At 69.9% G+C, this 25,368-nt stretch carries 25 protein-coding genes; 13 read left to right on the top strand and 12 right to left on the bottom strand.

All coding sequences use genetic code 11. The features are described from left to right. Nucleotides 1–231 precede the first annotated feature (231 nt). From pqqE to ACIBW9_RS15950, 4 genes are read right to left on the bottom strand one after another with little or no spacing between them, the layout of a single operon-like run. Nucleotides 232–1,308, bottom strand: a complete 1,077-nt coding sequence (gene pqqE, locus ACIBW9_RS15965) for a pyrroloquinoline quinone biosynthesis protein PqqE (RefSeq protein ID WP_398955304.1) — start codon at nucleotides 1,306–1,308, stop codon at nucleotides 232–234. Continuing rightward, on the bottom strand, nucleotides 1,305–1,559 hold the full coding sequence (gene pqqD, locus ACIBW9_RS15960) for a pyrroloquinoline quinone biosynthesis peptide chaperone PqqD (protein WP_398955302.1): 255 nt from the start codon (nucleotides 1,557–1,559) through the stop codon (nucleotides 1,305–1,307). The genes pqqE and pqqD overlap by 4 nt, the downstream gene beginning before the upstream one ends. Continuing rightward, complete coding sequence (pqqC, locus tag ACIBW9_RS15955) at nucleotides 1,556–2,272, bottom strand: pyrroloquinoline-quinone synthase PqqC (RefSeq protein ID WP_398955300.1); 717 nt, start codon at nucleotides 2,270–2,272, stop codon at nucleotides 1,556–1,558. Before pqqC ends, pqqD begins: the two co-directional genes overlap by 4 nt. 22 nt (nucleotides 2,273–2,294) lie before the next feature. Further along, nucleotides 2,295–2,444: a pyrroloquinoline quinone precursor peptide PqqA gene (locus ACIBW9_RS15950; RefSeq protein WP_398955298.1), complete on the bottom strand. Its 150-nt coding sequence runs from the start codon at nucleotides 2,442–2,444 to the stop codon at nucleotides 2,295–2,297. A gap of 301 nt (nucleotides 2,445–2,745) precedes the next feature. Between ACIBW9_RS15950 and ACIBW9_RS15945 the strand changes: the two genes are divergently transcribed. Beyond that, on the top strand, nucleotides 2,746–3,582 hold the full coding sequence (locus ACIBW9_RS15945) for an aldo/keto reductase (RefSeq protein ID WP_398955296.1): 837 nt from the start codon (nucleotides 2,746–2,748) through the stop codon (nucleotides 3,580–3,582). 93 nt (nucleotides 3,583–3,675) lie between these two features. On the opposite strand, the gene ACIBW9_RS15940 is transcribed toward ACIBW9_RS15945, so the two are convergent. Beyond that, entirely contained in the window at nucleotides 3,676–4,287 is a 612-nt protein-coding gene (locus ACIBW9_RS15940) for a hypothetical protein (protein WP_398955294.1), read from the bottom strand. A 202-nt stretch (nucleotides 4,288–4,489) separates the two neighbouring features. Here ACIBW9_RS15940 and ACIBW9_RS15935 point away from each other — a divergent pair, with 202 nt between their 5' ends. Continuing rightward, nucleotides 4,490–5,185 carry a glycoside hydrolase family 75 protein gene (locus ACIBW9_RS15935; protein ID WP_398955292.1) on the top strand — a complete coding sequence of 232 codons (696 nt, stop codon included), beginning with the start codon at nucleotides 4,490–4,492 and terminating at the stop codon, nucleotides 5,183–5,185. Nucleotides 5,186–5,244: 59 nt separating this feature from the next. Here ACIBW9_RS15935 and ACIBW9_RS15930 read toward each other — a convergent pair whose 3' ends face one another. Beyond that, nucleotides 5,245–6,171: a class I SAM-dependent methyltransferase gene (locus tag ACIBW9_RS15930; RefSeq protein WP_398956446.1), complete on the bottom strand. Its 927-nt coding sequence runs from the start codon at nucleotides 6,169–6,171 to the stop codon at nucleotides 5,245–5,247. 136 nt (nucleotides 6,172–6,307) lie between these two features. Between ACIBW9_RS15930 and ACIBW9_RS15925 the strand changes: the two genes are divergently transcribed. Beyond that, complete coding sequence (locus ACIBW9_RS15925; RefSeq protein WP_398955290.1) at nucleotides 6,308–7,078, top strand: phytanoyl-CoA dioxygenase family protein; 771 nt, start codon at nucleotides 6,308–6,310, stop codon at nucleotides 7,076–7,078. Nucleotides 7,079–7,150: 72 nt separating this feature from the next. Here the strand turns inward: ACIBW9_RS15925 and ACIBW9_RS15920 are convergent, their stop codons facing one another. Beyond that, complete coding sequence (locus ACIBW9_RS15920) at nucleotides 7,151–8,863, bottom strand: glycoside hydrolase family 6 protein (RefSeq protein WP_398955288.1); 1,713 nt, start codon at nucleotides 8,861–8,863, stop codon at nucleotides 7,151–7,153. A 45-nt stretch (nucleotides 8,864–8,908) separates the two neighbouring features. Further along, nucleotides 8,909–10,378 carry a cellulase family glycosylhydrolase gene (locus ACIBW9_RS15915; protein ID WP_398955286.1) on the bottom strand — a complete coding sequence of 490 codons (1,470 nt, stop codon included), beginning with the start codon at nucleotides 10,376–10,378 and terminating at the stop codon, nucleotides 8,909–8,911. 281 nt (nucleotides 10,379–10,659) lie between these two features. Here ACIBW9_RS15915 and ACIBW9_RS15910 point away from each other — a divergent pair, with 281 nt between their 5' ends. From ACIBW9_RS15910 to ACIBW9_RS15900, 3 genes are all read left to right on the top strand, one after another. Beyond that, nucleotides 10,660–13,578: a glycoside hydrolase family 48 protein gene (locus tag ACIBW9_RS15910; RefSeq protein ID WP_398955284.1), complete on the top strand. Its 2,919-nt coding sequence runs from the start codon at nucleotides 10,660–10,662 to the stop codon at nucleotides 13,576–13,578. Between the two features lie 184 nt (nucleotides 13,579–13,762). Beyond that, a complete protein-coding gene (locus ACIBW9_RS15905) occupies nucleotides 13,763–16,429 on the top strand; it encodes a cellulose binding domain-containing protein (protein ID WP_398955282.1) in 2,667 nt (888 codons plus the stop codon). Nucleotides 16,430–16,546: 117 nt separating this feature from the next. Further along, a complete protein-coding gene (locus ACIBW9_RS15900) occupies nucleotides 16,547–16,816 on the top strand; it encodes a hypothetical protein (RefSeq protein ID WP_398955280.1) in 270 nt (89 codons plus the stop codon). A gap of 180 nt (nucleotides 16,817–16,996) precedes the next feature. On the opposite strand, the gene ACIBW9_RS15895 is transcribed toward ACIBW9_RS15900, so the two are convergent. Then, on the bottom strand, nucleotides 16,997–17,947 hold the full coding sequence (locus ACIBW9_RS15895; protein WP_398955278.1) for a helix-turn-helix transcriptional regulator: 951 nt from the start codon (nucleotides 17,945–17,947) through the stop codon (nucleotides 16,997–16,999). Nucleotides 17,948–17,987: 40 nt separating this feature from the next. On the opposite strand from ACIBW9_RS15895, the gene ACIBW9_RS15890 reads away from it, so the two are divergent. Together ACIBW9_RS15890 and ACIBW9_RS15885 are read left to right on the top strand one after the other, a co-directional pair. Then, nucleotides 17,988–18,467, top strand: a complete 480-nt coding sequence (locus ACIBW9_RS15890) for a hypothetical protein (RefSeq protein ID WP_398955277.1) — start codon at nucleotides 17,988–17,990, stop codon at nucleotides 18,465–18,467. Continuing rightward, the gene (locus ACIBW9_RS15885) at nucleotides 18,464–18,931 is read left to right on the top strand and encodes a hypothetical protein (RefSeq protein WP_398955275.1); all 468 of its coding nucleotides are present in this window, start codon (nucleotides 18,464–18,466) and stop codon (nucleotides 18,929–18,931) included. Before ACIBW9_RS15890 ends, ACIBW9_RS15885 begins: the two co-directional genes overlap by 4 nt. Here the strand turns inward: ACIBW9_RS15885 and ACIBW9_RS15880 are convergent. The 3 genes from ACIBW9_RS15880 to ACIBW9_RS15870 form a co-directional block, all read right to left on the bottom strand. Then, nucleotides 18,909–19,658: a class I SAM-dependent methyltransferase gene (locus ACIBW9_RS15880; protein WP_398955273.1), complete on the bottom strand. Its 750-nt coding sequence runs from the start codon at nucleotides 19,656–19,658 to the stop codon at nucleotides 18,909–18,911. The two genes, ACIBW9_RS15885 and ACIBW9_RS15880, sit on opposite strands and share 23 nt — an antisense overlap. A gap of 5 nt (nucleotides 19,659–19,663) precedes the next feature. Next, nucleotides 19,664–19,969, bottom strand: coding sequence for a 4a-hydroxytetrahydrobiopterin dehydratase (locus tag ACIBW9_RS15875; RefSeq protein WP_398955271.1), 306 nt, complete (start codon nucleotides 19,967–19,969; stop codon nucleotides 19,664–19,666). Between the two features lie 128 nt (nucleotides 19,970–20,097). After that, nucleotides 20,098–21,177 carry an ADP-ribosylglycohydrolase family protein gene (locus ACIBW9_RS15870; protein WP_398955269.1) on the bottom strand — a complete coding sequence of 360 codons (1,080 nt, stop codon included), beginning with the start codon at nucleotides 21,175–21,177 and terminating at the stop codon, nucleotides 20,098–20,100. Between the two features lie 30 nt (nucleotides 21,178–21,207). On the opposite strand from ACIBW9_RS15870, the gene ACIBW9_RS15865 reads away from it, so the two are divergent. The 5 genes from ACIBW9_RS15865 to narI all read left to right on the top strand — a co-directional run bounded on the left by ACIBW9_RS15865 (nucleotide 21,208) and on the right by narI (nucleotide 25,230). Next, complete coding sequence (locus ACIBW9_RS15865; RefSeq protein ID WP_398955267.1) at nucleotides 21,208–22,044, top strand: helix-turn-helix domain-containing protein; 837 nt, start codon at nucleotides 21,208–21,210, stop codon at nucleotides 22,042–22,044. Between the two features lie 115 nt (nucleotides 22,045–22,159). Beyond that, the gene (locus ACIBW9_RS15860; protein ID WP_398955265.1) at nucleotides 22,160–23,023 is read left to right on the top strand and encodes a helix-turn-helix domain-containing protein; all 864 of its coding nucleotides are present in this window, start codon (nucleotides 22,160–22,162) and stop codon (nucleotides 23,021–23,023) included. A 40-nt stretch (nucleotides 23,024–23,063) separates the two neighbouring features. Beyond that, nucleotides 23,064–23,861 carry an SAM-dependent methyltransferase gene (locus ACIBW9_RS15855; protein ID WP_398955263.1) on the top strand — a complete coding sequence of 266 codons (798 nt, stop codon included), beginning with the start codon at nucleotides 23,064–23,066 and terminating at the stop codon, nucleotides 23,859–23,861. 155 nt (nucleotides 23,862–24,016) lie between these two features. Next, on the top strand, nucleotides 24,017–24,511 hold the full coding sequence (narJ, locus tag ACIBW9_RS15850; protein ID WP_398955261.1) for a nitrate reductase molybdenum cofactor assembly chaperone: 495 nt from the start codon (nucleotides 24,017–24,019) through the stop codon (nucleotides 24,509–24,511). After that, nucleotides 24,508–25,230: a respiratory nitrate reductase subunit gamma gene (gene narI / locus ACIBW9_RS15845; RefSeq protein WP_398955259.1), complete on the top strand. Its 723-nt coding sequence runs from the start codon at nucleotides 24,508–24,510 to the stop codon at nucleotides 25,228–25,230. Before narJ ends, narI begins: the two co-directional genes overlap by 4 nt. Nucleotides 25,231–25,368: the final 138 nt, after the last annotated feature.

The following is a 25,368-nucleotide window of genomic DNA, read 5'->3' as shown; positions in this document are numbered from 1 at the left end:
GCCTTCAGGCCGGGGTGGGGGCACCTCCCGCTTGCGGGGGAGAAACGAAGCTCCTGCGGAGCAGGGCAGGAAGAGCCGGTTCGCCGCGACGGCGGACCGGCGTCCACCGGCCACCGGCCACCATGCTTTACTCACATGGGAGCTGACAGAATGTGAAGTATGACGCGTCGGTGAAGCAGGAAACCCAGCGGGCGACCGCTGGAATCCCCCGCCTTGAGGCCGAGGAGGATGTCAAGTTCCTCCCTTTCGGTAGGCGTACGCGAGGTCGCCGCGCGGCCCCTCGACGAGATCGCGTACGAGGTGGTGGTCGGGGGCGTGCCGGCAGGCGGGGTCGGTGCGGCCGGCGTCGCCGGTGAGGGCGTGGGCCTGGCAGCGGCAGCCGCCGTGGTCGGTGGAGCGCAGGGCGCAGCCGCGGCAGGGCTCGGGCATCCAGGACTGGCCGCGGTAGGCGTTGAAGGCCTTCGACTCCCGCCAGATCCACGCCAGTCGGTGCTCGCGCACGTTCGGCGGGTCGAGGTCCGGCAGGGCGGCCGCGGCCGGGCAGGGCAGGACCGTGCCGTCCGGGGCGACGGTGAGCGAGACCGCGCCCCAGCCGCCCATGCAGGGTTTCGCGGTGGCGTCCACCCAGTCCGGGGCGACCCACACCAACTCCACTGCTGGTCCCAGGAGTTGGCGCCAGCGGGAGACCGAGGCGCGGGCTCGCTCGACCTGTTCCCGGGTGGGCAGCAGGGCCGCGCGGTTGCGCAGGGCCCAGCCGTGGAACTGCGTGTGGGCGAGTTCGATGCGGTCGGCGCCCCACGCGAGGCCCAGGGCGATCAGGTCGTCGAGGGCGTCGAGATTGGCGCGGTGGAGCACGATGTTGAGGCCGAAGGGGAGACCGGAGGCGCGGATCAGCCGGGCGGCACGCTCCTTCGCCGCGAAAGAGCGGGCGCCCGCGATGCGCTCCGAGGCCCCCGGATCGGCGTGCTGCACCGAGAGCTGGACGCTGCGCAGCCCGGCCTCGGCCAGCTGCGCCGTGCGTCGCTCGTTCAGGCCCACCCCGCTGGTGACCAGCTGGGTGTAGAGGCCCGCGGTGTCGGCGGCCGCGACGATACGGGGCAGATCGCGTCGGAGCAGGGGCTCGCCGCCGGACAGATGTGTCTGCACGACGCCGAGGTCGGCGGCCTGGCGGAACACGTCGGACCACTGCCCGGCGTCCAGCTCCCTTGACCGACCGATCAGTTCGACGGGGTTGGAGCAGTACCCGCAGCGCAGCGGACAGCCGTGGGTGAGTTCGGCGAGCAGCGCCCAGGGGGCGTCCACGGTCATGAGAGCCAGCCCTCCTTTCGCAACGCGGCGAGGAAGCCGGGGACTTCGGCGGCGACCTGTGCGGTGGGGTACCGCTCGCCGAGTCCGACCACGATCTCGTCCACCGCGCGCGTGCCGTCGCAAAGGCGCAGGACGGGGGCCGCGCTGCCGCGCAGTACGACCACCCGCTCGGGGAGCAGCAGCAGATCGGTGTCCCGCACGCGGTCGTGGTGCAGGACGACACCGCGGGAGAGCGCCGGACGCCAGGTCATGGGCCGACTCCGTCCACCGCGTCCAGCAGCGACCACAGCACCTCGCACTTGAACTCCAGGGCGGCCAGGGCGCGTTGCTGCTGCTCGCGGGTGCGGGCGAGATCGAGGACCAGGGCGAGGGCCTCGGCTCCGTCGCGGCCGCCCTGGTCGATGCGGGTCCGGAAGTAGGCGAGGCCTTCGGGGTCGATCCAGGGGTAGTGGCGCTCGAAGGCGGCTGTGCGGGTGCGCATGAGGTCGGGTGCGGCGAGTTCCGTGAGCGAGGCGGCGATCGCGTCCAGGACCGGATGCAGACGGCAGAAGTTGACGTATCCGTCGACCGCGAGGCGGACGCCGGGCAGTACCCGGGAGCCGTCCCACAGTTCGTCGCGGTGCAGGCCGGCCGCCTCGCCGAGGCGCAGCCAGCGTTCGATCCCGCCCTCCCCCTCGGCCGTGCCGTCGTGGTCCTGGATGCGGCGCAGCCAGGCCCTGCGCAGCTCGGGCCGGTCCAGCCCGGCGAGGATCAGGGCGTCCTTGACGGGGATGTGGCGCTGGTAGTGGAAGCGGTTGGCGATCCAGCGGCGCAGCTCCGCCGGGGTCAGTTCACCGCGGTGCATCCGCAGGTTGAAGGGGTGGCGGTCGTGGTAGCGCTCCGCGGCGACGGCGCGCAGCCGCTCGGTGAACTCGGCGGTTCCCCAGGCGGTGGCGCCGTCGGCACGGACGGTCGTCGCGGTCACGGTGCGGTCGCCGTACGGCCGGTCAGCGGTCGCCGAGGGCGTAGGCGGTCACTTCGAGAGCGGTTTCCACCACCGCATAACCAGGGCTTTGCCAGACGTTTTCATCCGATGTCTCCCGTTCTTCCGGGAGCGTCTGTTCCGTACGGAGGACGTATCGAAGCGTCTCGTTCATGTGGCCGTACCTGCTTTCCTGAGGGGTGGGGGGCTGGGGAGGCCCAGACAGGTGCGAGGTGTTCACATGCATGCACCGAGTTCATGAACTCGTTCGGTGGCGCGATCCAGAGTTACGGGAGGAAGAGCCCGCGTCAATGGTCCGGACCGAAGACGTCGGATGCATTTCCGGACAATCCCCGGATCCGTCAACTGACTCATCGGTCAGTTCGGGTGGATTCTCCCGTCAGGAATGCATGACCGCCCGTGATCGTTGACGATGGGAGTACCACCCTGACGACAACCGTAAGGATCAAGAGCTCGTGAGCAGCAAGGTCCCCCCGATCATCCTCAACAACGGCGTCGAGATGCCCCAGCTGGGCTTCGGCGTCTGGCAGGTGCCGGACGACGAGGCGGAGCAGGCGGTCGCCGCCGCGCTGGAGGCCGGGTACCGCAGCATCGACACAGCGGCGATCTACGGCAACGAAGAGGGCACCGGCAAGGCGATCGCCGCCTCCGGCGTCCCCCGCGAGGACATCTTCCTCACCACCAAGCTCTGGAACAGCGACCAGGGGTACGACGCCACGCTGCGCGCCTTCGACGCCTCGCTGGACAAGCTCGGCGTGGAGTACGTGGACCTGTACCTGATCCACTGGCCGACCCCGGCGCGGGACAAGTACGTCGACACGTACAAGGCGTTCGAGAAGCTGCATGCCGACGGCCGCATCCGGGCGATCGGCGTCTCCAACTTCGAGCCCGACCACCTTCAGCGGCTGATCGCCGAGACGTCGGTCATCCCGGCGGTCGACCAGATCGAGCTGCACCCGCACCTGCAGCAGCACGCCGCCCGCGAATACCACGCGGAGCAGGGCATCGCCACCGAGGCCTGGTCGCCGCTCGGCCAGGGCAAGGGCCTGCTGGAGGTCCCGGCGATCGTCGCCATCGCACGGAAGCACGGCCGCACCCCGGCCCAGGTCGTGCTGCGCTGGCACCTGCAGCTCGGCAACATCGTGATCCCCAAGTCCGTGACCCCGTCCCGGATCAAGGAGAACATCGAGGTCTTCGACTTCAGCCTGGACACCGAGGACCTCGCGGCGATCAGCGCGCTCAACGAGGACCGGCGCCTCGGCCCGGACCCGTCGACGTTCAACATGGCCTGACGGCTGCCGCGGTACACGGGTCGGCCCCCGCCCTGCGGCGGGGGCCGACCCGTGCCCGGAGCCGGTCTCCGGCCGACTCCCGGACGGGAACGCTCAGTTGCCGCGCACATCCGCGTAGACGACCTCGAACTCCTCCAGTCCGACCACGGTCACATGCGCCTTGGCCGCACCCTCGTGCCGGGCCGCCGCCTGGGGCCCGCGGGACGCGACCAGGGAGCCGCGGTCCGTGAACAGGGCGCCGACCAGGCCGCGTCCGCGCTCCCGGTCGATGAGCAGAGACGCCCTGGCCAGCCCGGACAGGCTGTCGAGCCTGGGGACCACCGACGCGCGGAAGGTCTCGATGAGCAGATCCGCGTCCATGGGGTCGAACTCCGACCTGGTGATCCGCAGTCCACCGCCCGCCTCCGGCTGCCGCACCTGGTGGACGACCACCGCCTCGTAGTTCTCGACCGCGGTCGTTGCCGCGAACGGCTCCAGCAGCGCGCCGCGCCGCTCACGCATGACCTCGTCGCTGTTGCGCCGGGCCTCCTCGGACTCCCACCAACTCGCCGCGAACAGCTTGCCGAGCTCCCGGTCCACGAAGATGCCGGCCCCGCGATACCCCGGACGCTCCTCCAGCAGATCCCGCCCCTGCGAGTTCAAGGCCCTGATGGCCGTGTCGACCTTCGCGGGATCCCCTGTCGCATACACCGTGCGAACGAACATGACGCCTCGCCTCCCAGAAGTCGGGCGCATATCTGGATATTCCCTCTCCAGTCTTCTCTTTGGGGCAAACCGTTTCAATAAGGACCGGATACGGCGTCGCCGCACGGAAGTCCAGACCAAGGGGTTGACGAGGACACGCAAACAGGGCCACCTTGTACGGCACCCAAGTAAGGAAACTTTCCTAACAGAAGGGTCCCCCACAGTGCGCATACGAACACTGACCCTCGCCGCGGCCTCCGGGGCCGCCCTGCTCGCCGCCGGAGTGCTCCCCGCGAACGCCTCCGGGACTGCAGGACCGGCGTCCGCCCAGGAGGGCTCGGTCAGCGCGGCCGACCTGCTCGCCAAGGTGACGTCGTGTCAGCAGATCTCCAACGGCAAGTACAAGACGGACGACGAGACCTCGGCCACGATCCCCGTCTGCGGCAAGAACGGCGCGGTCTTCTGGAAGGCCGACATGGACATCGACTGCGACGGACAGCGCACCTCGAAGTGCAACGAGAACACCGACCCCTGGTACCAGGACGACACGGCGTTCCACCAGTCCAACGGCAAGCCCCTCAAGGCCGATTCACTGCCGTATGTGGTCGTGCCCAGCTCCAGCAGCATCTGGAACTACTCCAGCTCCGGCATCAAGGGCGGCGGCGTGGTCGCCGTGATCTACAACAACAAGGTCGAGTACGCCGTCGTCGGCGACACCGGCCCCACGAAGATCATCGGTGAGGCCTCGTACGCCACCGCCCAGGCCCTCGGCATAGACAGCAACCCCGAGACCGGCGGCGCCGACTCCGGCGTGACCTACATCCTCTTCAAGAACTCGCAGGTGTCCCCCATCGAGAGCCACAGCGCGGCGGTCTCGCTGGGGGATCAGCTGGCGAAGAAGTTCCTGCAGAACAACTGAGGTCACTGGACCCCGCACGAAGCCCAACTGGCTGGTGGCGCAAGGCCAGTTGGGCTGCCTCACATGGCATGGGCCGCCGTGTGCACCGTGTGTGCCGCCAGGACGAAGACGTCCGGGCGGTGGTGGACGCTCGCCTTGTCGTCGGGGTCGAGGAGCTGGTCGAGGGTGGCGCGGTCGGTGGCGTCGAGGTGGTCGCCGAGGCCGTCGCGGAGGCGGGAGAGGGAGGCGGCGACATAGGCGCGGGCGCGGTCCTTGGCCGGGGCGGGCAGGTCCAGCAGGAAGGTCCGGGTGCCGGTGGGCCTGAGGCCCGCGGCGGCCATCAGGGCCGGCCAGTCCTCGGTCTCGGCGACCGCGCCGGGCAGGCTCGACCGCATCTCGGCGAACCACTCCTCCTCCAGCACGTCGAGGCGGGCCTGCAGACCGGGGCGGCCGATCCCGATGTCGCGCGGCAGGAACCGCGCGGGCAGTCCGCCCTCCATGAGCGCGAGGGTGCCACCGGGCGCGAGCCGCGCGGCGAAGGCGGCCAGGGCGGCCCGCTGGTCGCCGATGTGGTGCAGGCTGCGGCTGGCCCACAGCAGATCGGCGGGGTAGTCCAACTCGTCCAGTACGCCGGGCAGTTCACCGGTGAGCGTACCGAAGCGATCGCCCAGCCCCAGCCGGTCGGCCCGGGCACGGGCCCGCTCCAGGAGCGGCGCCGAGCCGTCGACCGCGACGACCCGGGCCCCCGGGAAGGCCTCGGCGAGCAGACAGGCGACGACACCGGGCCCGCTGCCCGCGTCGACGATCAGCCCGGGTTCGGTCTGCTTGTCGGTCAGCCAGGCCATGGCCCGCTCGTAGAGCGACGTGAACAGCTCCGCCTGCGACTCCAGCATCGGGGCCATCTCGGCCCAGTCGATGTCCGTGTGGTCGTGGTGGCCGTGACTGTGCATGCCGGTGCCGTGCGTGCCGTGGTCGTGATCGCCGTGCTGGTGGTGTCCGTGCGCCATGGTGGTCAGCCTCTCTCCGGGTGCCGCCCAGAGTGCGCCGACGCACCGCGTGAGGGCCAGCGCTGTTGCCGTCATGGCAAAAGGCGGCGGCAAAAATCAGATGCGTACGGCCGACCGAGTCACCCACGATGGCCCGATGGACGACGCACTGGTGGAGAGGTTCCTCACGGACGGGTTCGTGAAGATCGGGGGGGCGTTTCCGCCACGGGTCGCCGAGGACTGCGCGCGGCTGCTGTGGAAGGAGACGGGGTACGACCCCGAGGATCCCGGGACCTGGAAGGACCCGGTCGTCTGGGTGGGCGGCATGGCCCAGGGACCGTTCGCCGCAGCGGTCAACTCCCCTGTCCTGCATGAGGCGTTCGACCTGCTGGTCGGCGAGCGGCGCTGGATGCCGCGCTACTCCCTCGGCAGCTTCCCCCTCCGGTTTCCGCACGAGGAGGAACCCGACGACGCCGGCTGGCACATCGAGGGCAGCTATCTCCCGGAAGGCGCCACCCTGTGGCACACCAACCTCCGCTCACGGGAGCGCGCCCTGCTGATGCTGTTCCTGTTCAGTGAGGTCACCGAGGCCGACGCCCCGACCCGCATCAGGGTCGGCTCGCACCTCGACGTACCCTTGGTGCTGGAGCCGTACGGCGACGAGGGCGCCTCCTTCATGGAGCTCGGCCCGAAGGTCGCGGCGGCCTCCGCCGACCGCCCCCTCGCCTACGCAACCGGCCGCCCCGGCGACGTCTATCTCTGCCACCCGTTCCTGGTACACGCGGCCCAGCCACACCACGGCACCCGCCCCCGCTTTATGGCACAGCCGCCGCTGATGCCGGCCGTTCCCTACGAGCTGGAACGGCCGGACGGGGACCACTCGGCGGTGGAGCTGGCAATCCGCCGGGGCCTGGCCGACAGGGGCTGACCCCGCTCCCATAGGGGCGGGGGGAACCGCGCGATCAGCCACGAACGACGGCAGCGTCAAACGCACCGCAACCTACAACGGCGGGTACGCATTCTGCATGAGCTGCTGGAACTGCGCCGAGAACCAGTGCCCCGACAGCGGAGCGTTGGGCAGTGCCCCCGACATGTTGTTGTTGTTGCGCGGGTTGCCCGTGTAGGTCGGGTCGCACATCCGGTCGAAGCCCTTGCCCTCGTCGTTCGGGACGGCCGAGCTGGCACCGTCGGACTCGCCCGGGGGCTTCATCCACACGTACGCGTCGATCCCGGCCGCGGGGCTGGCCTTGGGCCGTTCGCCGAGGCCGGCACCGGCCTGGTTGCACCAGTTGCCGGTGTTGAAGCGCCGGTCGATACGGCCGCCGTCGACGTAGGTGTTCACATCGGTCTGGGCGCCGGGACCGGTCGGCCGGGCGCTGCCGCCCCAGCCGTTGCGGGAGGTGTCGATGAGCATGCCGACGCCCGAGGGGAAGCCCTGGCTCACGGCCTCCTGGCGGAAGGCCTGGGCGTAGGAGAGCTCGTCGACGTACCGGTTCCAGTCGACCCACTTCGACTGGCGCACGGACGTGCCGTTCACCGAGTCGTTGATGGTGTAGTACGGCTCCTTCAACGCGCTGTAGTTGGCGGTGTTGGTGATGAAGCCGTGGACGTCGTTCAGCGTGGCGCCCTCGGCGGTCGCCGCCTGCTTGATCGTCTGGACCGTCGCCGAGAAGTTGTCGTCCCAGCCGAGCCAGCCGTGGTGCCCGGCGTCCACGTAGTTGTAGACGTTGGGGACGTCACCGAGCTTGTTCAGCGCGTAGCCGACGCCCTTGATGTAGTTGCCGTTCGCCTTCATCGTGTCGCAGTTGGGGGTGGCGGTGTTCCGCGGCGAGACGTTGGTGACGAGGTTCGGCAGGGAGTCGAGTTCGACCGTGGTGACGATCCGCAGCGAGGCGTACTTGGGATCGGCAAGGATCGCGGCGATCGGGTCGATGTACTGCGTCTTGTACTTGTCGATGTCCGTCGGCCCGAACTCACCGTTGGAGGCGAGCGCGGCACAGTCGCGGCCCGGCAGGTCGTAGATCACCAGCTGGACGACGAGCTCTCCGCTGCCCTTCTGCTTCAGGGCCTCGTCGAGGTGCGCCCGCAGGCCCATCTTCCCGCCGGCGCCGTTGATCGCGGCGACCCGGTCCAGCCAGACACCGGTGGGCTGGTTGGCGACGCGGCTGCCGCCCGGCTCGGCGGCGGCGTTGGCGGACCACTCCGGGTTCACATACACCTTGGCGCCGGCGTAGGGGTTGTCGGCCTTCGGGCCGGTCGGACCGGGGTCGGTCGGGCCCGGGTCGGTCGGGCCGCCGTCGACGTTGCAGGTCACACCGTCGAGGCTGAAGGTGGCCGGGACGGCGTTGCTGCCGCTGTAGGTGCCCTGGAAGCCGAAGCTGACCGAGCCGCCGGTGGCGAGGGTTCCGTTGTAGCTCTCGTTGGCGGCGGTGACGGCCGTCCCGCTCTGGGTGATCTTCGAGTTCCAGAAGTTGGTGATCTTCTGATTGCCTGCGTACGACCACTTCACCGCCCAACTGCTTTTGGCGGCGCTGTTGTTGGTGACGGTGACGGCGGCGGTGAAGCCGGAGCCCCAGTCGTTCTGCACCTTGTAGTCGACGGTGCAGGGGACGGAGGCCGTCGAGACGCCGCCGGGGACGACGGCCGTCGCGGTCCCGGCGGCCCCGGCGACCAGCGCCAGGGCGGCGAGCAACGCTGTTCTGGTACGACTCATGAGTGCGGGTTCCTTCTCCGATGCGGGAATTGCGGGATACGGGACTTACGGGTTGAGGGCGCGCAGGTGATCACGCAGCCCGGTGCCGTACGACGTGGGGGTTCCGTCGTAGTTGGAGATCAGGGAGGGACCGGAGGAGCAGTCCCAGGTGTTCCAGGTCCAGCCGAGATAGGACAGGTCCCGGTCGTCGAACCACTTCATGACCTGGTCGACGAAGGAGTGCGAGCAGGTGTTCTCGCCGATCTCCCCGGCCATCAGCGGCACCTGGGCCGCGACCGGGGCGAGGGTGGAGTTCCAGCAGCTCGCGTCGGCGCAGGAGTTGAAGTTGTAGACGTGGTAGGCGGCGACCAGATTGCCCGTCGGGTCGGTGGGCCTGTACGTCAGCCACTGGCCGAGGTCGTTCGAGTACGCCAGACCGCCGGCCATGACGACGTTCCTGGCGCCGGTGGAGCGCACGGTGTCGACGAGGTCCTGCATCCCGGCGACCTGGTAGCCGATGCCGGGGCAGGTGCCTCCGTCCTTCCAGCACTGCCACGCCTGGGCGGTCGTGGAGGCCGCCCGATCCGGATACGGCTCGTTGAACAGGTCGAACACGACGGCCTGGTCGGCCTTGAAGGTGCTGGCCACCGACGACCAGAACGACGGTGTGTACTGCAGGTCGGGCATCGGCTTCTGGCAGGTGGCGTGTACGTCGGAGCAGCCCGCCGAGTTGCCGGTGTACTGGCCGTAGGTCCAGTGCAGATCGAGGATCGGTGTCAGGCCGTGCGCCTCCGCCTTGGCCACCAAATCCTTGACGGCGGCGATGTAGTTGGCGCCCGCGTACTCGGGCTTGATGCCGGAAAGCCCCAGCCAGCACTCCTCGTTGAGCGGGATGCGGAGGGCGTTCGCCTTCCAGTCGGCGATCGCCTTGATCGCGGCGTCGTCGACCGGGCCGTCCCACAGGCCCCGGCCCTGCACGCACATGAACTCGCCGCCGGAACGGTTGACGCCGAGCAGCCGGCGGCTCCTGCCGTCGGCGTCGACGAGCTTGTTCCCGGAGACATGCAGAGCGGGTGCGGTACCACTGGCAGGCGGCTCGGTCGGCGGCGGGGACGGCTCCGTATCGACGTTGCACGTCGTCCCGTTGAGCTTGAACGACGTCGGTACGGCGTTCGTCCCCGACCAGGAGGCGAGGAACCCGGCGCTGACGCTCGCGCCGGTGGCCAGCGAGCCGTTGTAGCTCTCGTTGGCCGCGGTCACCGTCGTACCGGACTGGGACCATTTGGCGTTCCAGCCCTGGTTGACCTTCTGGCCGTTTCCGAAGTCGAAGCTGACGCTCCAACTGCTCACGGGCGCAGTGTTGTTGGTGATCTTCAGGGCACCCTGGAAGCCGTTGCCCCACTGGCTGGTGACGGAGTACTCCACCGAGCAGGCGGGGGTGGCTCCCTGTGCCGTGACGACCGGTGCGACCGCGCTGCCCACCAGGGCAACGGCGGCGGCAACGGCCAAAAGACCTGAACGCGGAGGGTGTCGCATGAGCGAGTCCTTGCAGTTCGGGCGCGTCGTGACGGACGCGTCGACTGATGGAATCGCTCCCACTGGTGTCCATGAAGCTAGCGCCAAGTGACGGCAAAGGACAGGGGAGTCGCAGACTTTCCTGACTTTCCCTCAGCTAAGACGCGTCGAATCTTTTCGACTCTTCAAGCATCTTGACCACCCTCACCCCCGTCCCCACTATGGGAGCGCTCCCACTGGTTCAAGGCTTGTTGCTCCTCCCCTCCCCCACTCTTTTCCGAGCCGCAAGGAGGAACCAGCACATGCAGCCCAGAAGGAGACACAGAACTGCACGGCGGTTGTGGACCGCCGTGGTGGCGGCCCTCGCTCTGCCGCTCACCATGCTCGGCACCGGCACAACTCCCGCTCATGCGGCGGCACTTCAGTGCAGCGTCGACTACAAGACCAACGACTGGGGCTCCGGCTTCACCGCCGATCTGACCATCACCAACCGCGGCACGGACGTCATCGACGGCTGGACCCTGACGTACGCGTACGGCGGCAACCAGAAGCTCAGCAACGGGTGGAACGGCACCTGGTCCCAGTCGGGCCAGTCGGTCACCGTGAAGGACGCCGGGTACAACGCGAAGATCGCGGCGGGCGCCGCGGTCTCCACCGGCGCGCAGTTCAGCTACAGCGGCACCAACACCGCCCCCACCAGCTTCGCGGTCAACGGCACCACCTGCGCCGGCGCGCACCAGCCGCCGGTCACCGTGCTGACCAGCCCCACGGCGGGCGCGGTCTACACACAGGGCGATCCGGTCCCGCTCGCGGCGACCGCGGCGGCGGCCGACAACGCGACGATCAGCAAGGTCGAGTTCTACGACGACACGACCCTGCTGGGCACGGACACCAGCGCGCCCTTCACGCTCTCCGCCTCTGGTTTGACCGTGGGCAGTCATTCACTGGTGGCGAAGGCGTACGACAGCCTGGGCGCGTCCGCGGAGTCCACGCCTGTGGGCATCACGGTCGCCTCGGGCCCCGCCGTGGTGGCGTCGACGAACCAGCTGGGCGTCCAGCAGGGCAGGTCGGGCACATACGCGGTGAAGCTGTCGACCCAGCCGAGCGCCAATGTCACCGTGACGACGGCCCGGGCGAGCGGCAACTCCGGTCTGTCGGTGACCGGCGGCGCGACGCTCACCTTCACGCCCGCCAACTGGAGCACCGCCCAGAACGTGACCATCACCGCCGACTCCTCCGGCACCGGCTCGGCGTCCTTCGAGTCGACCGCGACGGGTTACACGAAGGCAGCGGTCACGGTCACCGAGCTGGCGGCCACGAAGGCGTACGACGCCCGCTTCCTGGACCTCTACGGGAAGATCACCAACCCGGCGAACGGCTACTTCTCCCCCGACGGCATCCCGTACCACTCGGTGGAGACGCTGATCGTCGAGGCGCCGGACCAGGGCCACGAGACCACCTCTGAGGCCTACAGCTATCTGCTGTGGCTGCAGGCGATGTACGGCAAGGTCACCGGCGACTGGTCCAAGTTCAACGGCGCGTGGGCCCTCATGGAGAAGTACATGATCCCCACCCACGCCGACCAGCCCACCAACTCCTTCTACAACGCCTCCAAGCCGGCCACCTACGCGCCCGAACTGGACGCCCCGAACGAGTACCCGGCGAAGCTGGACACGTCGGTCTCGGTCGGCTCCGATCCGATCGCGGGCGAGCTGAAGAGCACGTACGGCACGGACGACGTGTACGGCATGCACTGGTTGCAGGACGTCGACAACGTCTACGGCTACGGCAACACGCCGGGCGGCACCTGCGAGGGCGGTCCGACGGCGAAGGGCCCGTCGTACATCAACACCTTCCAGCGCGGACCGCAGGAGTCGGTGTGGGAGACGGTGCCGCAGCCGACCTGCGACGCCTTCAAGTACGGCGGCAAGAACGGCTACCTGGACCTGTTCACCGGCGACTCGTCCTACGCCAAGCAGTGGAAGTTCACCGACGCCCCGGACGCCGACGCGCGTGCCGTGCAGGCCGCGTACTGGGCCGACGTGTGGGCCAAGCAGCAGGGCAAGGGCGCGGACGTCTCCACGACCGTCGGCAAGGCCGCCAAGATGGGCGACTACCTGCGCTACGCCATGTACGACAAGTACTTCAAGAAGATCGGCAACTGCGTCGGTCCGTCCACCTGCCCGGCCGGCACCGGCAAGGACGCCTCCGACTATCTGCTGTCCTGGTACTACGCCTGGGGCGGCGCCACGGACACCAACGCGGGCTGGGCCTGGCGCATCGGCTCCAGTCATGTGCACGGCGGCTACCAGAATCCGCTCGCCGCGTACGCGCTGAGCTCCTACGCGGACCTGAAGCCGAAGTCGGCGACGGGCGCGGCCGACTGGTCCAAGTCGCTGCAACGGCAGCTGGAGTTCTACCAGTGGCTGCAGTCGTCCGAGGGTGCCATCGCGGGCGGTGCGACCAACAGCTGGGCGGGACGTTACGCCACCCCGCCGGCCGGTACCTCGACCTTCTACGGCATGTACTACGACTGGCAGCCCGTCTACCACGACCCGCCGTCCAACCAGTGGTTCGGCTTCCAGGCGTGGTCGATGGAGCGGGTCGCCGAGCTCTACCAGCAGACGGGGAACGCGCAGGCCAAGGCGGTCCTCGACAAGTGGGTGAAGTGGGCGCTGTCCAAGACCACGATCAACCCGGACGGCACCTATCGGATCCCGGCGACGCTGCAGTGGTCGGGGCAGCCCGACACCTGGAACGCCTCGAGTCCCGGGTCCAACAGCGGGCTTCACGTGACGGTCGCCGACTACACCGATGACGTGGGTGTGGCGGCCGCGTACGCCAAGGTCCTGACGTACTACGGCGCCAAGTCCGGTGACGCGACGGCCAAGTCCACGGCGAAGGCGCTGCTGGACGGCATGTGGAACAACTACCAGGACGCCCTGGGCATCGCCGTGCCGGAGACCCGCACCGACTACAGCCGGTTCAACGACAGCGTGTACGTGCCGAGCGGCTGGAGCGGCAAGATGCCGAACGGGGACGTGATCAACTCGTCGTCGACGTTCTCCTCGCTGCGGTCGTTCTACAAGAACGATCCTGCCTGGTCGAAGATCCAGGCGTATCTGGCGGGTGGAGCGGCGCCGTCGTTCACGTATCACCGGTTCTGGGCCCAGGCGGACATCGCCCTGGCCATGGGCTCGTACGCGGAGCTTCTGGAATAGGTGCCCCGCGGGTTGGGCGGACTTTGACTGCGGGGCCGTTGTGGCTGGTCGCGCCCACGCCGGTAGCCGCAAATCCAGCACAGCCCCGCGCCCCTATCGGGGCGCGTACCGCACGGCCGGGCGGCCCCCACCCGCACGGGGGCCGCCCGGCACTCGCACGTTCCCCTCATGGAAGGACCCCACCGTGCGAAGAACCCGTATCCTCACGGCCGTGCTGGCTCTCGCGGCCGGTCTGCTCGCGGGCAGTCCGCCCGTCCTCGCCGCGAGTGGCCCGAAGGTCGCGCTCGCCGCGGACACGTACACCTGGAAGAACGCGCGGATCGACGGCGGCGGCTTCGTCCCCGGCATCGTGTTCAACCGGAGTGAGAAGAACCTGGCCTACGCCCGCACCGACATCGGTGGCGCCTACCGCTGGCAGGAGGCGACCAAGACCTGGACGCCGTTGCTGGACTCGGTCGGCTGGGACCAGTGGGGGCACACCGGGGTCGTGAGCCTGGCCTCCGACTCCGTCGATCCGAACAAGGTGTACGCGGCCGTCGGGACGTACACGAACAGCTGGGACGCGACGAACGGTGCCGTGCTGCGGTCCGCCGACCGCGGCGCGAGCTGGCAGAAGACGGATCTCCCCTTCAAGCTCGGCGGCAACATGCCCGGCCGGGGCATGGGCGAGCGGCTCGCGATCGACCCCCACAAGGACAACGTGCTGTATCTGGGCGCGCCCAGCGGCAAGGGGCTGTGGCGGTCCACGGACTCCGGTGTGACCTGGTCGCAGGTGACCGGCTTCCCCAACGTCGGCAACTACGTGCAGGATCCGAGCGACACCAGCGGATACGCCTCCGACAACCAGGGGATCGTCTGGGTCACCTTCGACGAGTCGACCGGTACGGCCGGTACGCCGACGAAGACCATCTACGTCGGGGTCGCCGACAAGGACAACGCGGTGTACCGCTCGACGGACGCGGGCGCCAGCTGGACCCGGCTGGCCGGGCAGCCGACGGGATATCTCGCGCACAAGGGCGTGCTCGACGCGAAGAACGGCTATCTGTATCTCGCCTACAGCGACAAGGGCGGCCCCTACGACGGCGGCAAGGGCCGGCTGTGGCGGTACGCGACCGCGACCGGCACCTGGACCGACATCAGCCCGGTCGCCGAGGCCGACACGTCCTACGGCTTCAGCGGCCTGACCGTCGACCGACAGCATCCCGGAACCGTCATGACGACCGCCTACAGCTCCTGGTGGCCGGACACCCAGATCTTCCGCTCCACCGACAGCGGCGGCACCTGGACGAAGGCGTGGGACTACACGTCGTACCCCAACCGCTCGAACCGCTACACCATCGACGTCTCCTCGTCGCCCTGGCTGACCTTCAACGCGAACCCCTCACCCCCCGAACAGTCCCCGAAACTGGGCTGGATGACGGAGTCGCTGGAGATCGACCCGTTCAACTCGGACCGCATGATGTACGGCACGGGGGCGACGCTGTACGGCACCGAGAACCTCACCAGGTGGGACAGCGGGGGGCAGTTCACCGTGAAGCCCATGGTGCAGGGGCTGGAGGAGACGGCCGTCAACGACCTCGCCTCTCCCCCGTCGGGCGGCGCCCAGTTGTTCAGCGCACTCGGTGACATCGGCGGCTTCCGGCACACGGACCTGGCCAAGGTCCCCTCGATGATGTTCACCTCGCCCACCTTCACCACGACGACCGGCCTCGACTTCGCGGAGACCAACCCGAACACGGTGGTGCGCGTCGGCGACCTCGACTCCGGTCCGCACATCGCGTTCTCCACGGACAACGGGGCCAACTGGTTCGCGGGGACGGACCCGTCGGGTGTGTCGGGCGGCGGTACGGTGGCCGCGGCCTCGGACGGCAGCCGGTTCGTGTGGAGCCCGGCGGGCACCGCCGTGCAGTACACGACCGGCTTCGGGACGTCCTGGGCCGCGTCGAGCGGCATCCCGGCCGGTGCGACCGTCGAGGCCGACCGGGTCGACGCGAAGACCTTCTACGGCTTCAAGTCGGGGAAGTTCTACGTGAGTTCGGACGGCGGCGCGACCTTCACCGCGTCCTCGGCCACCGGTCTCCCCGGCGGCGACAGCGTGCGCTTCAAGGCGCTGCCCGGCGCGAAGGGGGACGTCTGGCTCGCGGGCGGCGCCTCCGACGGCGCGTACGGGCTGTGGCACTCCACGGACGGCGGCGCGAGCTTCACCAAGCTGTCGAACGTCGAGCAGGCCGACACGATCGGCTTCGGCAAGGCGGCGACGGGGGCCTCGTACCAGACCCTCTACACCAGCGCGAAGATCGGCGGCGTGCGCGGCATCTTCCGCTCGACCGACAAGGGCGCGAGCTGGACCCGTATCAACGACGACGCCCACCAGTGGGGCTGGACGGGCGGGGCGATCACCGGTGACCCGCGGGTCTACGGACGGGTGTACGTCTCCACCAACGGCCGGGGTGTCATCTACGGCGACACCTCCGACACGGGCGGAGGGGGCGACAACGGCGGCGGTGGCGGCACGGACCCGACGCCGACCGGTGCCTGCACGGTCACCTACAAGATCACCAATCAGTGGTCGGGCGGCTTCCAGGCCGACGTCCGGCTCACCAACACGGGTTCGAGTGCCTGGAGCGGCTGGTCACTCGGCTGGACCTTCGCGGACGGCCAGAAGATCACCCAGCTGTGGAACGCCGACCACACCCAGTCGGGCGCGGCGGTGACGGTGAAGAACCTGAGCTGGAACGCCGCGGTGGCGGCCGGTTCGTCCGTGGGCTTCGGGTTCACGGGGAGCTGGTCGGGGGCGAACACGAAACCGACCTCGTTCAGGCTGGGCGACCAGACCTGCGCGGTCGGCTGACTGGGCCGAACGGTTGCCGGGAGTGATCCTCGAGTTGCGGAGCGCAGAGGGCCACCTGAATCTGATTGAACCTGATCAAGGAAGGTCCGGTCCCACATGCTCGTCGAAAGGACAGTGATGTCGCAGCGCACACGCAAATCGACCCGCTCCCGTGTCGCGGCGGTCCTCGCCGCTCCCGTAATCGCCCTGACCCTCATGGCGCCGAGCGCCTCTGCGGCTCCGGCGCCCTCCAAGTGCGAAGGAACGATCCACATCTCTCTCCTCGGCCACCAGACATGCGTCTCGGCCAAGGGCGACAACGACGAACACCATGACGGGCTCTCGGGCCTGCTGGGGGGCCTGCTGGGCGTCGTGACCGGCCTCCTTGGCGGCGTCCTGGGTGGCTGAAGCCGGCCCGGTGAGGTGAGGCGGTCGCCCGCGATCGGTGGGCGACCGCCTCCGTGTCACGATGTGCGGCTCGGCGCCCGCACTTCCCGCCCGGATGGTCCCCCGCCGTCCGGGGACGCCGTGCGCGCGAGGAAGAGCACATGACGGACCTCCGGGTGAGGACGGACGGGTTCAGTCCCCTCAGTCGCCGCCGCTTTCCGTCAAGTTGCCGTATCTTTCTGCCAGTTGGGCCGCTGTGCGGGCGATGCGTGCGCGCAGTTCGGGCGGCTGGAGCACCTCGATGTCGGTGCCCAGGCGGAGGAACTCGCCGTGGGCGTGCTCGACGGACTCGATGGGGACCGTGGCGAGGGTCCAGCCGTCGTCGTCCGTACGGCTGACGGCCGCCCTCGGCAGCCGTACGCCCGGCGCCAGCCGGACCAGTGCCTCGCCGCGGTACAGCCGGTCGTGGAAGTCGCGCTGGTACGCCCTCCAGTAGGCGGCCAGGTCGAAGTCGTCCGGGCGGGTGAAATTCTCATCGCAGTCGGCGAGTTGGAGGATCTGGTCGACGCGGAAGGTGCGGGGGCCCGGGCCCGCGACGACGTACCAGCGGCCTGCCTTCAGGACCAGTCCGTACGGCTCAAGGCGGCGCCGCACTTCGGTGGGTTCGGCCCAGCGGCGGTACAGGACGTTCAGGACGCGGCAGTTCCACACCGCGTCGGCCACCGCCGGCAGATACGGCGCCTCCTCGGCGTCCGCGTACCAGCCGGGGGCGTCGAGGTGGAAGCGGCCGCTGATCCGGTCGGCGTGCGCGCGCAGCTCCGGCGGCAGCGCGGCGCGGACCTTGAGCTGGGCGGCGGCGAGCACCGAGCCGAGACCCAGCTCCGCGGCCGGGCCGGGCGCGCCGGCGAGGAAGAGGGCCTCGGCCTCGTCGGCGGTGAGGCCGGTCAGCCGGGTGCGGTAGCCGTCGAGCAGACGGTAACCGCCGGTGTGGCCCGCGTCCCCGTACAGCGGAACGCCCGCCGCGCCCAGCGCCTCGACGTCCCGGTAGACCGTACGGACCGAGACCTCCAGCTCCTCGGCGAGCTGGGCGGCGGTCATTCGGCCCCGGGTCTGGAGGAGGAGCAGGATCGAGACGAGCCGACTGGACTTCACTGACACAGGATGTCAGTGAAGTCGGCCTAGCGTCCTGTCCATGCCCTTCGAGGAGAAGTTCCTGACCGTGCCGCCGCCCGTCGAGGTGGCGGGACGGCGCATCAAGCGCTACCACGTGACCGCCGACCCGGCGGGCATCGCACCCGACGTGGAGAAGGCGGCGTACGCCATCCTGCCGGAGCTGCTGCCGGAGCCGGACGGCACTCCTCCGGCGACGTTCGTCGTCGTTCACCGGGGAAACGACGACGGCGCCTACATCAACGCCTACAGCTGGGTGTGGGACAACGTCCTGCACTACGCGAACGCGGCCGCAGGTCAGCCCGTCGTCGGCTGCCCCGACCACGATCCCACTCATTTCGTCCGCCCCGAACTGCCCTGGATCGGCTGCGTCTTCGAGCTGCCGCCGATCCAGCACGAACGGGACGCCTGGGTACGGCACATGCTCGTGCCCGAAGTCCCGGACCTGGACGCCTACCTGTCCGACTCCCTGCCCTCGGGAACCACTGGAGAGCGCTCATGAGCAGCCCGCACGACTTCGACTTCTTCACCGGCGAGTGGCAGGTCGCGAACCGTCGTCGCACCGACTTCCTCGACCCGGACAGCGACTGGGTGGAGTTCCCGGCCACCCACTGGTGCCGGCCACTGTTCGACGGGGCCGCGAACATCGACGAGATCGACATGCCGTATCTCTGCGCGAAGGGGCTGACCCTGCGCCTGTTCGACGTGGAGCGCGAGGAATGGTCGCTGAACTGGTCCTCCAGCCGCAGCGGCAAGCTCTTCCCGCCCGTGATCGGTCGCTTCGAAGGCGATCGCGGCGAGTTCTACGGCGACGACACACACGACGGCAAGGACGTGCGGGTGCGGTTCATCTGGGCGGACATGTCCACCAGCTCCGCCCACTGGGAGCAGGCGTTCTCCCTCGACGGCGGTCAGACGTGGGTGACCAACTGGACGATGGACTTCAGTCGGCCGTCGGCTTCCTGAACGCCCGGAGGCCGAACTCCGGGTCGGCGCGCGGTCGTTCCTGGTCGGGCAGCGCCTGGATCCGGGCGACGAAGCGTTCGGTGAGCGGGTCACCGGGCGGCAGCTGGGTGAACCAGCCGCGCCGCAGGTCGGCGGCCGTGCGGCGAGGGCTGCGGCCCTGGCCTCGGCCGGGGAAACGGGCCTGCCCCGCCGGGTGCAGACGGTGCGCGGCGGCGTACGACTCCACGAGCGGGGCGGCGTCCGGGGCCGGGCGGCGCGGGCGCGGGGCAAGGACAGCGTCGATGTCGCTGCCGACGTCGTGCGCGGCGGCCTTGTCGACGGTGGTGACGTACACACCGCCGGGCTTCAGGACGCGGGCGCACTCGGCGACGACGGCGCGGACGTCCTCGGGTTCGTCGAACAGATGCAGCAGCCAGACGCTGGTGACGGCGTCGAACGTTCCGTCGCGGAAGGGCAGTCGGCGGCTGTCGGCCAGCAGGACGGAGCCGGGCAGGCGCCGGGCGGCCATGCGGGCCATGCCGTAGGTCAGGTCGACGCCCGTCACCCGGGTGGCGGGCCGCGCGGCCGCGAGGCGCCGGGTGACGATCCCGGTGCCGCAGCCCACGTCGAGCAGCCGGTCGGTCGCTTCCGGGATCAGGCCGAGCACGGCGTCGGCGGCGGCCGCGGCCCTCGGCTCGCCGCCGCGGGTGGCGTCGTAGGCGTCGGCTTCCTTGTCGTAGTCGAGCACGCGGGTCAGTGCGCCCCGTGCGCCGGTGCGAGTTCCTCGACCCTCTGCGCGAGGGCGAAGTCGAGTTCGGTGACCTTGCCGCCCGCGCTGTGCGTGTTCACCGACAGGGAGACGGTGTTGTAGCCGAGGGTGAGGTCGGAATGGTGGTCGAGCTCGTCCTGGACCTGGGCGATGTGGATGACCATCGCGGTGGCGGCGAAGTGCGAGCCGAGCCGGTAGGAGCGGGTGAGCCGGTCGTCCTCGACCGCCCAGCCCGGCAGCTCGGCCAGTCGGTCCTCGATCTCCTTCAGCGACAGGGGTTCGACGGGCATGGGCTCGCTCCTTCCTCGGCACCGGGTGCTTCTTCAGCGTGCCACAACGACTGACTGCGGTCCTGGTCAGAAGGGTTCCCGGGGGCGGGTCGGGGAACCCTCCGGACGGTTGGGGAACGGCTGCCCCCTCACCGCTCGTGCGGTCGCTCCGCCGCCAGGTCGTCCGCGATCGCGGCGATGGTGCGCCTGCCCTCGACCTGCTCGACCCACTCGTGCGGCAGCCCGACGTCTCCGTGTACGGCGCCGAGGAGGTTGCCGCAGATGGAGCCGGTGGAGTCGCTGTCACCCGAGTGGTTGACGGACAGCAGCAGGGCCTCCTTGACGTCCAGCTCGACGAGCGCGCAGTAGACGCCCATCGCGAGGGCCTGCTCGGCGACCCAGCCCGCGCCGAGGGTCTGGAGCTTCTCCGCGGTCGGCCGCCCCTGGGCGGCGAGGTCGAGGGCTCCCTCCAGGGCGGCCGTCGTCTCCTCGTGGCCGGGGTGGCGGACCAGCAGCCGAAGCGTGCGCAGCACCGCGCCCTCCAGGGAGTCCCCCTCCACGACGTGTGCCACGATGGCGGCCAGCGCGCCCGCCGCGTAGTAGCCGGTGGGGTGGCCGTGGGTGATCTGGGCGCCGCGGGCGGCCATGGCGAAGGCCCCGTCGGCGGAGTTGATCAGGCCGAAGGGGGCCGAGCGCATCACAGTGCCGCAGCCCTTGGAGTCGGGATTGACCTGGCCCGGCTTGCCGTCCAGCTTGAGCATCGGGTCGGGGTGGTATTTCTGGGCGATCCCGGAGAGGCAGGCGTTGCCCGGTGCGCGGCGGGAGTACAGCCAGGGCTCGTCGATCAGGCCGCCCGTGGGGGCGGCGCCCTGCTCGGGGCCCGGCTTCGACTGGGTCTCCAGCCAGCGCTCGTACGCCTGACGCAGCATGTGTGCCCAGGCGCCGCCGATGCCCCGCTCCCGCTCCCTGGCGTGCGCCTGGATCAGGGCCTCGACGGTGAACAGGGTCATCTGTGTGTCGTCGCTGACCAGACCCAGCGCGCCGTACGCACCGGGCACGAACCCGGTCACCCCGTTTTCGCCGTGGAGGGCGCGGATACGGTCCAGGGAGTTGAACTCGATGGGGTAGCCGAGGGCGTCACCGATCGCACCGCCCAGCAGACAGCCCCGCACTCTGGCGCGGTACACCGCGGCGGTCTCCAGGGTCGGCTTCAAGGGCGGCCAGGTCATCAGGTGCGCTCCTCGACTACGGTCGTACGCATGACCATTGTCGCGACGGGAACCAGCACTTCGGCCACCGCCCCCACCGACAAGAGCATCGGCCCCCTGCTGAGGTCCTGGCGCGAGCGCCGCCGGGTCAGTCAGCTGGAGCTGGCGCTGCGGGCCGACTCCTCGGCGCGGCACATCAGCTTCATCGAGACGGGCCGTTCGCGGCCGAGCGAGGAGATGGTGCTCAGGCTCGCCGAGCATCTGGACGTCCCGGTGCGGGAGCGCAACTCCCTGCTGCTGGCGGCCGGTTATGCCCCGCACTACCCGGAGACCCCGCTCGACTCGCCCGGGCTGGACGCCCTGCGCCAGGGCATGGAACGTCTCATCCGGTGCTATGAGCCCTACCCGGCGTTCGTGGTCGACTCGGTGTACGACGTGGTCGCGGCCAACCGGGGCATGACGATGTTCCTGGAGGGCGTCGCACAGGAGCTGCTCGAACCCCCGTTGAACGCCATGCGGTTGACGCTGCACCCCGAGGGCCTCGCGCCGCGCATCCGCAACCTCCCGGAGTGGCGGGGGCATCTGCTCGCGCAGATGGAACGGGAGATCGCCCTGCACCGCTCCGCACCCCTGCGGGCGCTGTACGAGGAGGTGGCCGCCTACCCGGTGCCCCGGCAGGAGCACGGCCACGACCACGAACCCGAGGAGCCCGTCCCCTACTTCGCGCTTCCGATGCAGATCGAGCACGAGGGCCGGACGCTGTCCTTCGTCTCGTCCATCTCCACCTTCAACACCCCCATGGACGTGACGGTCGCGGAGCTGGCCATCGAGACGCTCCTTCCGGCCGACCCGGCGACGGTCAAGTACCTCCAGTCGCTGATGCCCTGACGGACGTCCACTGGACGGCCCACGTGGCGAGCGCCTCACCGCGGAACCCGTGAGACTGGCGGCGGAACATGACACACTGCTGCGCGGTTACTTCGGCCCGTAGGGGAGGCGTGGCGTGAGTGAGCGGCGTCCCGCGCCCACCGTGGGCCAGGTGGTGCTCGGCAGGCGCCTGCAGGAACTGCGGGAGGCGGCCGGGCTCAAACGGGAGGAGGCCGCGCGCGTCCTGCGGGTGGCCCCCGCGACCGTACGGCGGATGGAGATGGCCGAGGTCGCGCTCAAGATCCCGTACGTCCAGGTGCTGCTGGAGACGTACGGCGTCCCGGACGACGAGGCGGCCGCGTTCGTCGCCCTGGCCGAGGAGGCCAACCGGCCGGGCTGGTGGCAGCGCTTCCACGACGTGCTGCCGGACTGGTTCAGCCTGTATGTGAGCCTCGAGGGCGCCGCCGACATCATCCGCTCCTACGAGCCGCACTTCGTGCCCGGCCTGCTGCAGACCGAGGACTACGCACGTGCGGTGATGGAGGCGGGCACGGTCGGGCAGACCGGTCCGGAGACCATCGAGCGGCATGTGTCGCTGCGGATGGCACGGCAGCGGCTGCTGGACCGTCCGGACCCGCCCCATCTGTGGGTGATCATGGACGAAACGGTTCTGCGGCGCCCGGTGAGCCACCGCGGCGAGGTGATGCGCCGGCAGATGGACAAGCTGCTGGAGTTCGCCGAGCGGGACCGGGTCACGCTGCAGATCGCCGAGTTCAAGGACGGCCCGCACCCGGGGACGTACGCGCCCTTCACGCTGTTCCGCTTCGACGAGCCCGAGCTGCCCGACATGGTCTTCACCGAGTATCTGACCGGCGCTCTGTACCTCGACTCGCGCAAGGAGGTCTCCGCGCATCTGGAGGTCCTCGACCACATGACGGCGCGGGCCGCGTCGGCCCAGCGCACGAAGAAGATCCTGCGGGAGCACCGCGAGGGCTTCTGAGCCACCCACCGCACCCGTCCGACCGGAGGAGAAGCCCCGCATGACCGGATCCGAAGCCGCACCGCAGATCGACACCAGCCGGCCGCACCCCGCCCGCGTGTACGACTGGTGGCTGGGCGGCAAGGACAACTACCCGGTGGACGAGGCGCTGGCCCGGAAGATCCTCGCCGTGGACGACAGCGCGGTGCGCGGGGCGCGGGCCAACCGGCGGTTCATGCACCGGGCCGTCCGCACGGTCGCCGAGGCCGGGATCCGCCAGTTCCTTGACATCGGCACGGGCATCCCCACCGAGCCGAATCTGCACCAGGTGGCGCAGGCCGTGGCGCCGGCGTCCCGGGTGGTGTACGCGGACAACGACCCGATCGTGCTGCGGCACGCCCAGGCGCTGCTGCGCGGCTCCGAGGAGGGCCGCACGGAGTATGTGCACGCGGACGTGCGGGACATCGATACCCTGCTGCGGCAGGCCGCCGAGACCCTGGACTTCGCACGGCCGGTCGCGCTGTCGCTGGTGGCTCTGACCCACTACCTGGACGACGGCGTCCACGACCTCCTGGCGAAGTACGTCGCGGCGCTCGCCCCGGGCAGCCATCTGATCCTTTCGCAGGTCACCCCCGACCTCAATCCGGAGGCCATCGCGAAGGCGGCGGGCGCCTTCCGCGCGAGCGGCACCCCGTTCTTCCCCCGCTCGATCACGGACTTCCAGCGCTTCTTCGAGGGCCTGGAGCTGCTCGGACCCGGCGTGATCCCGGTGACCGGGTGGCGGCCGGAGGCCGAGGACGTGGCGGCGCAGACGGAGGGCGTCGTTCCGGTGTACGCGGGGGTCGCCCGCAAGCCCTGACCTCGTGGCCGAGCACCCGTACGGGCGCCGTGAACAGGTGCGTTCCCCCGCCCGCCCCTAGCGTCGAAGCAGAGGGTGAGCAAGGGAGCGACGCAGGTGGACGACACGCGCATACCGCCCACCGCCGCGGGCTCCTGCACACCGAAGGAGACCTGATGCCCTCGGACGCCGTGCTGTACCAGGCGGCAGCGCTCTGCCTGACCTATCCCGACGCCGACTTCCGCGCCCGGCTGCCCCTGCTGCGCGAGGCGGCCCCGCAGCTGCGGGGGTTCACCGACCATGCGGCCCTCACCCCGCCCGGGGAACTGGCCGCCCACTACGTCCAGGTCTTCGACCTCAAGGACCGGCACAGCCTCTATCTGAGCCGGTGGCGGGACGGGGGCACCCGGCAGCGCGGTCTGTCGCTGGTCCGCTTCGAGGACGTCTACCGCGCCGCCGGCCTGGAGTTCACCGGCGAGGAACTGCCGGACTTCCTGCCCGCGGTGCTGGAGTTCGCGGCCCGCACCGGCGACACGGCCCTCCTCAGGGAACACCGCCAGGGCCTCGGGCGGCTCCGGGCCCGGCTCACCGACTTCGGTACCCCGTACGCGTCCGTCCTGGATGCCGTATGCGCCACCCTGCCGATCCCCCACACGGAGGTTCGCTCATGACCACGCTCCTGTGGGGCGTTCTGCCGTATGGCGCCTTCGCCCTGCTCGTCGCCGGTCTGATCTGGCGCTACCGCTACGACAAGTACGGCTGGACCACGCGTTCCTCGCAGGTGGACGAGTCGAAGCTGCTGAACATCGCCTCCCCGGCCTTCCACTACGGGATCCTCTTCGTGCTGGCGGGCCACCTGGTGGGGCTGTTCGTCCCACGCTCGTGGACCGACTCGATCGGCGCCCGCGAGCACACGTACCACCTGCTCTCGCTCTACGGCGGCACGGTGGCCGCCGCGCTCGCCGTCGCCGGGATCATGCTGCTCATCCACCACCGCCGCACGCACGCCCCGGTGTTCCGGGCGACCACCGTCAACGACCAGCTCATGTACGTCGTCCTGATCGCCGCCATCTGGATGGGCATGGCCGCCAAGCTCACCCATGTGTCCGGCGACGGCTACAACTACCGTGCGTCCATCGCCCCTTGGGCCCGCAGCCTGTTCACGCTCCAGCCGCGGACGGCCCTGATGGAGGGCGTACCGGTGCTGTACCGGGCCCACGCGACGATCGGCATGGCACTGATCGCCCTGTTGCCGTACACCCGCCTGGTCCACGTGTTCAGCACACCGGTGCAGTACCTGCTCCGCCCGTATGCGGTCTACCGCAGCCGCGACCCCGGGCAACCGGGGCCGCGGCCGGAACGGCGGGACCGGGAGCGGACCGGCGTGTGACGGCTAGGCCCTGTCGTTTGGATCAGGTCGGCCGTAGGGAACTGCGCCTTGCAGCCGCCCCGAGCGGGGTCATGAGGGGTCCCCCCGCTCGGGCGAAGCCGAGAGTGGGGGAGCGTGCAGCTGCAAGGCGGAGGAGGC

It is taken from the genome of Streptomyces sp. NPDC049541 (genome assembly GCF_044465725.1).
Taxonomy (GTDB): Bacteria; Actinomycetota; Actinomycetes; order Streptomycetales; family Streptomycetaceae; genus Streptomyces.
The sequence above is the reverse complement of the archived record's forward strand: the minus strand, read 5'-3'. Positions and strand labels throughout refer to the sequence as shown.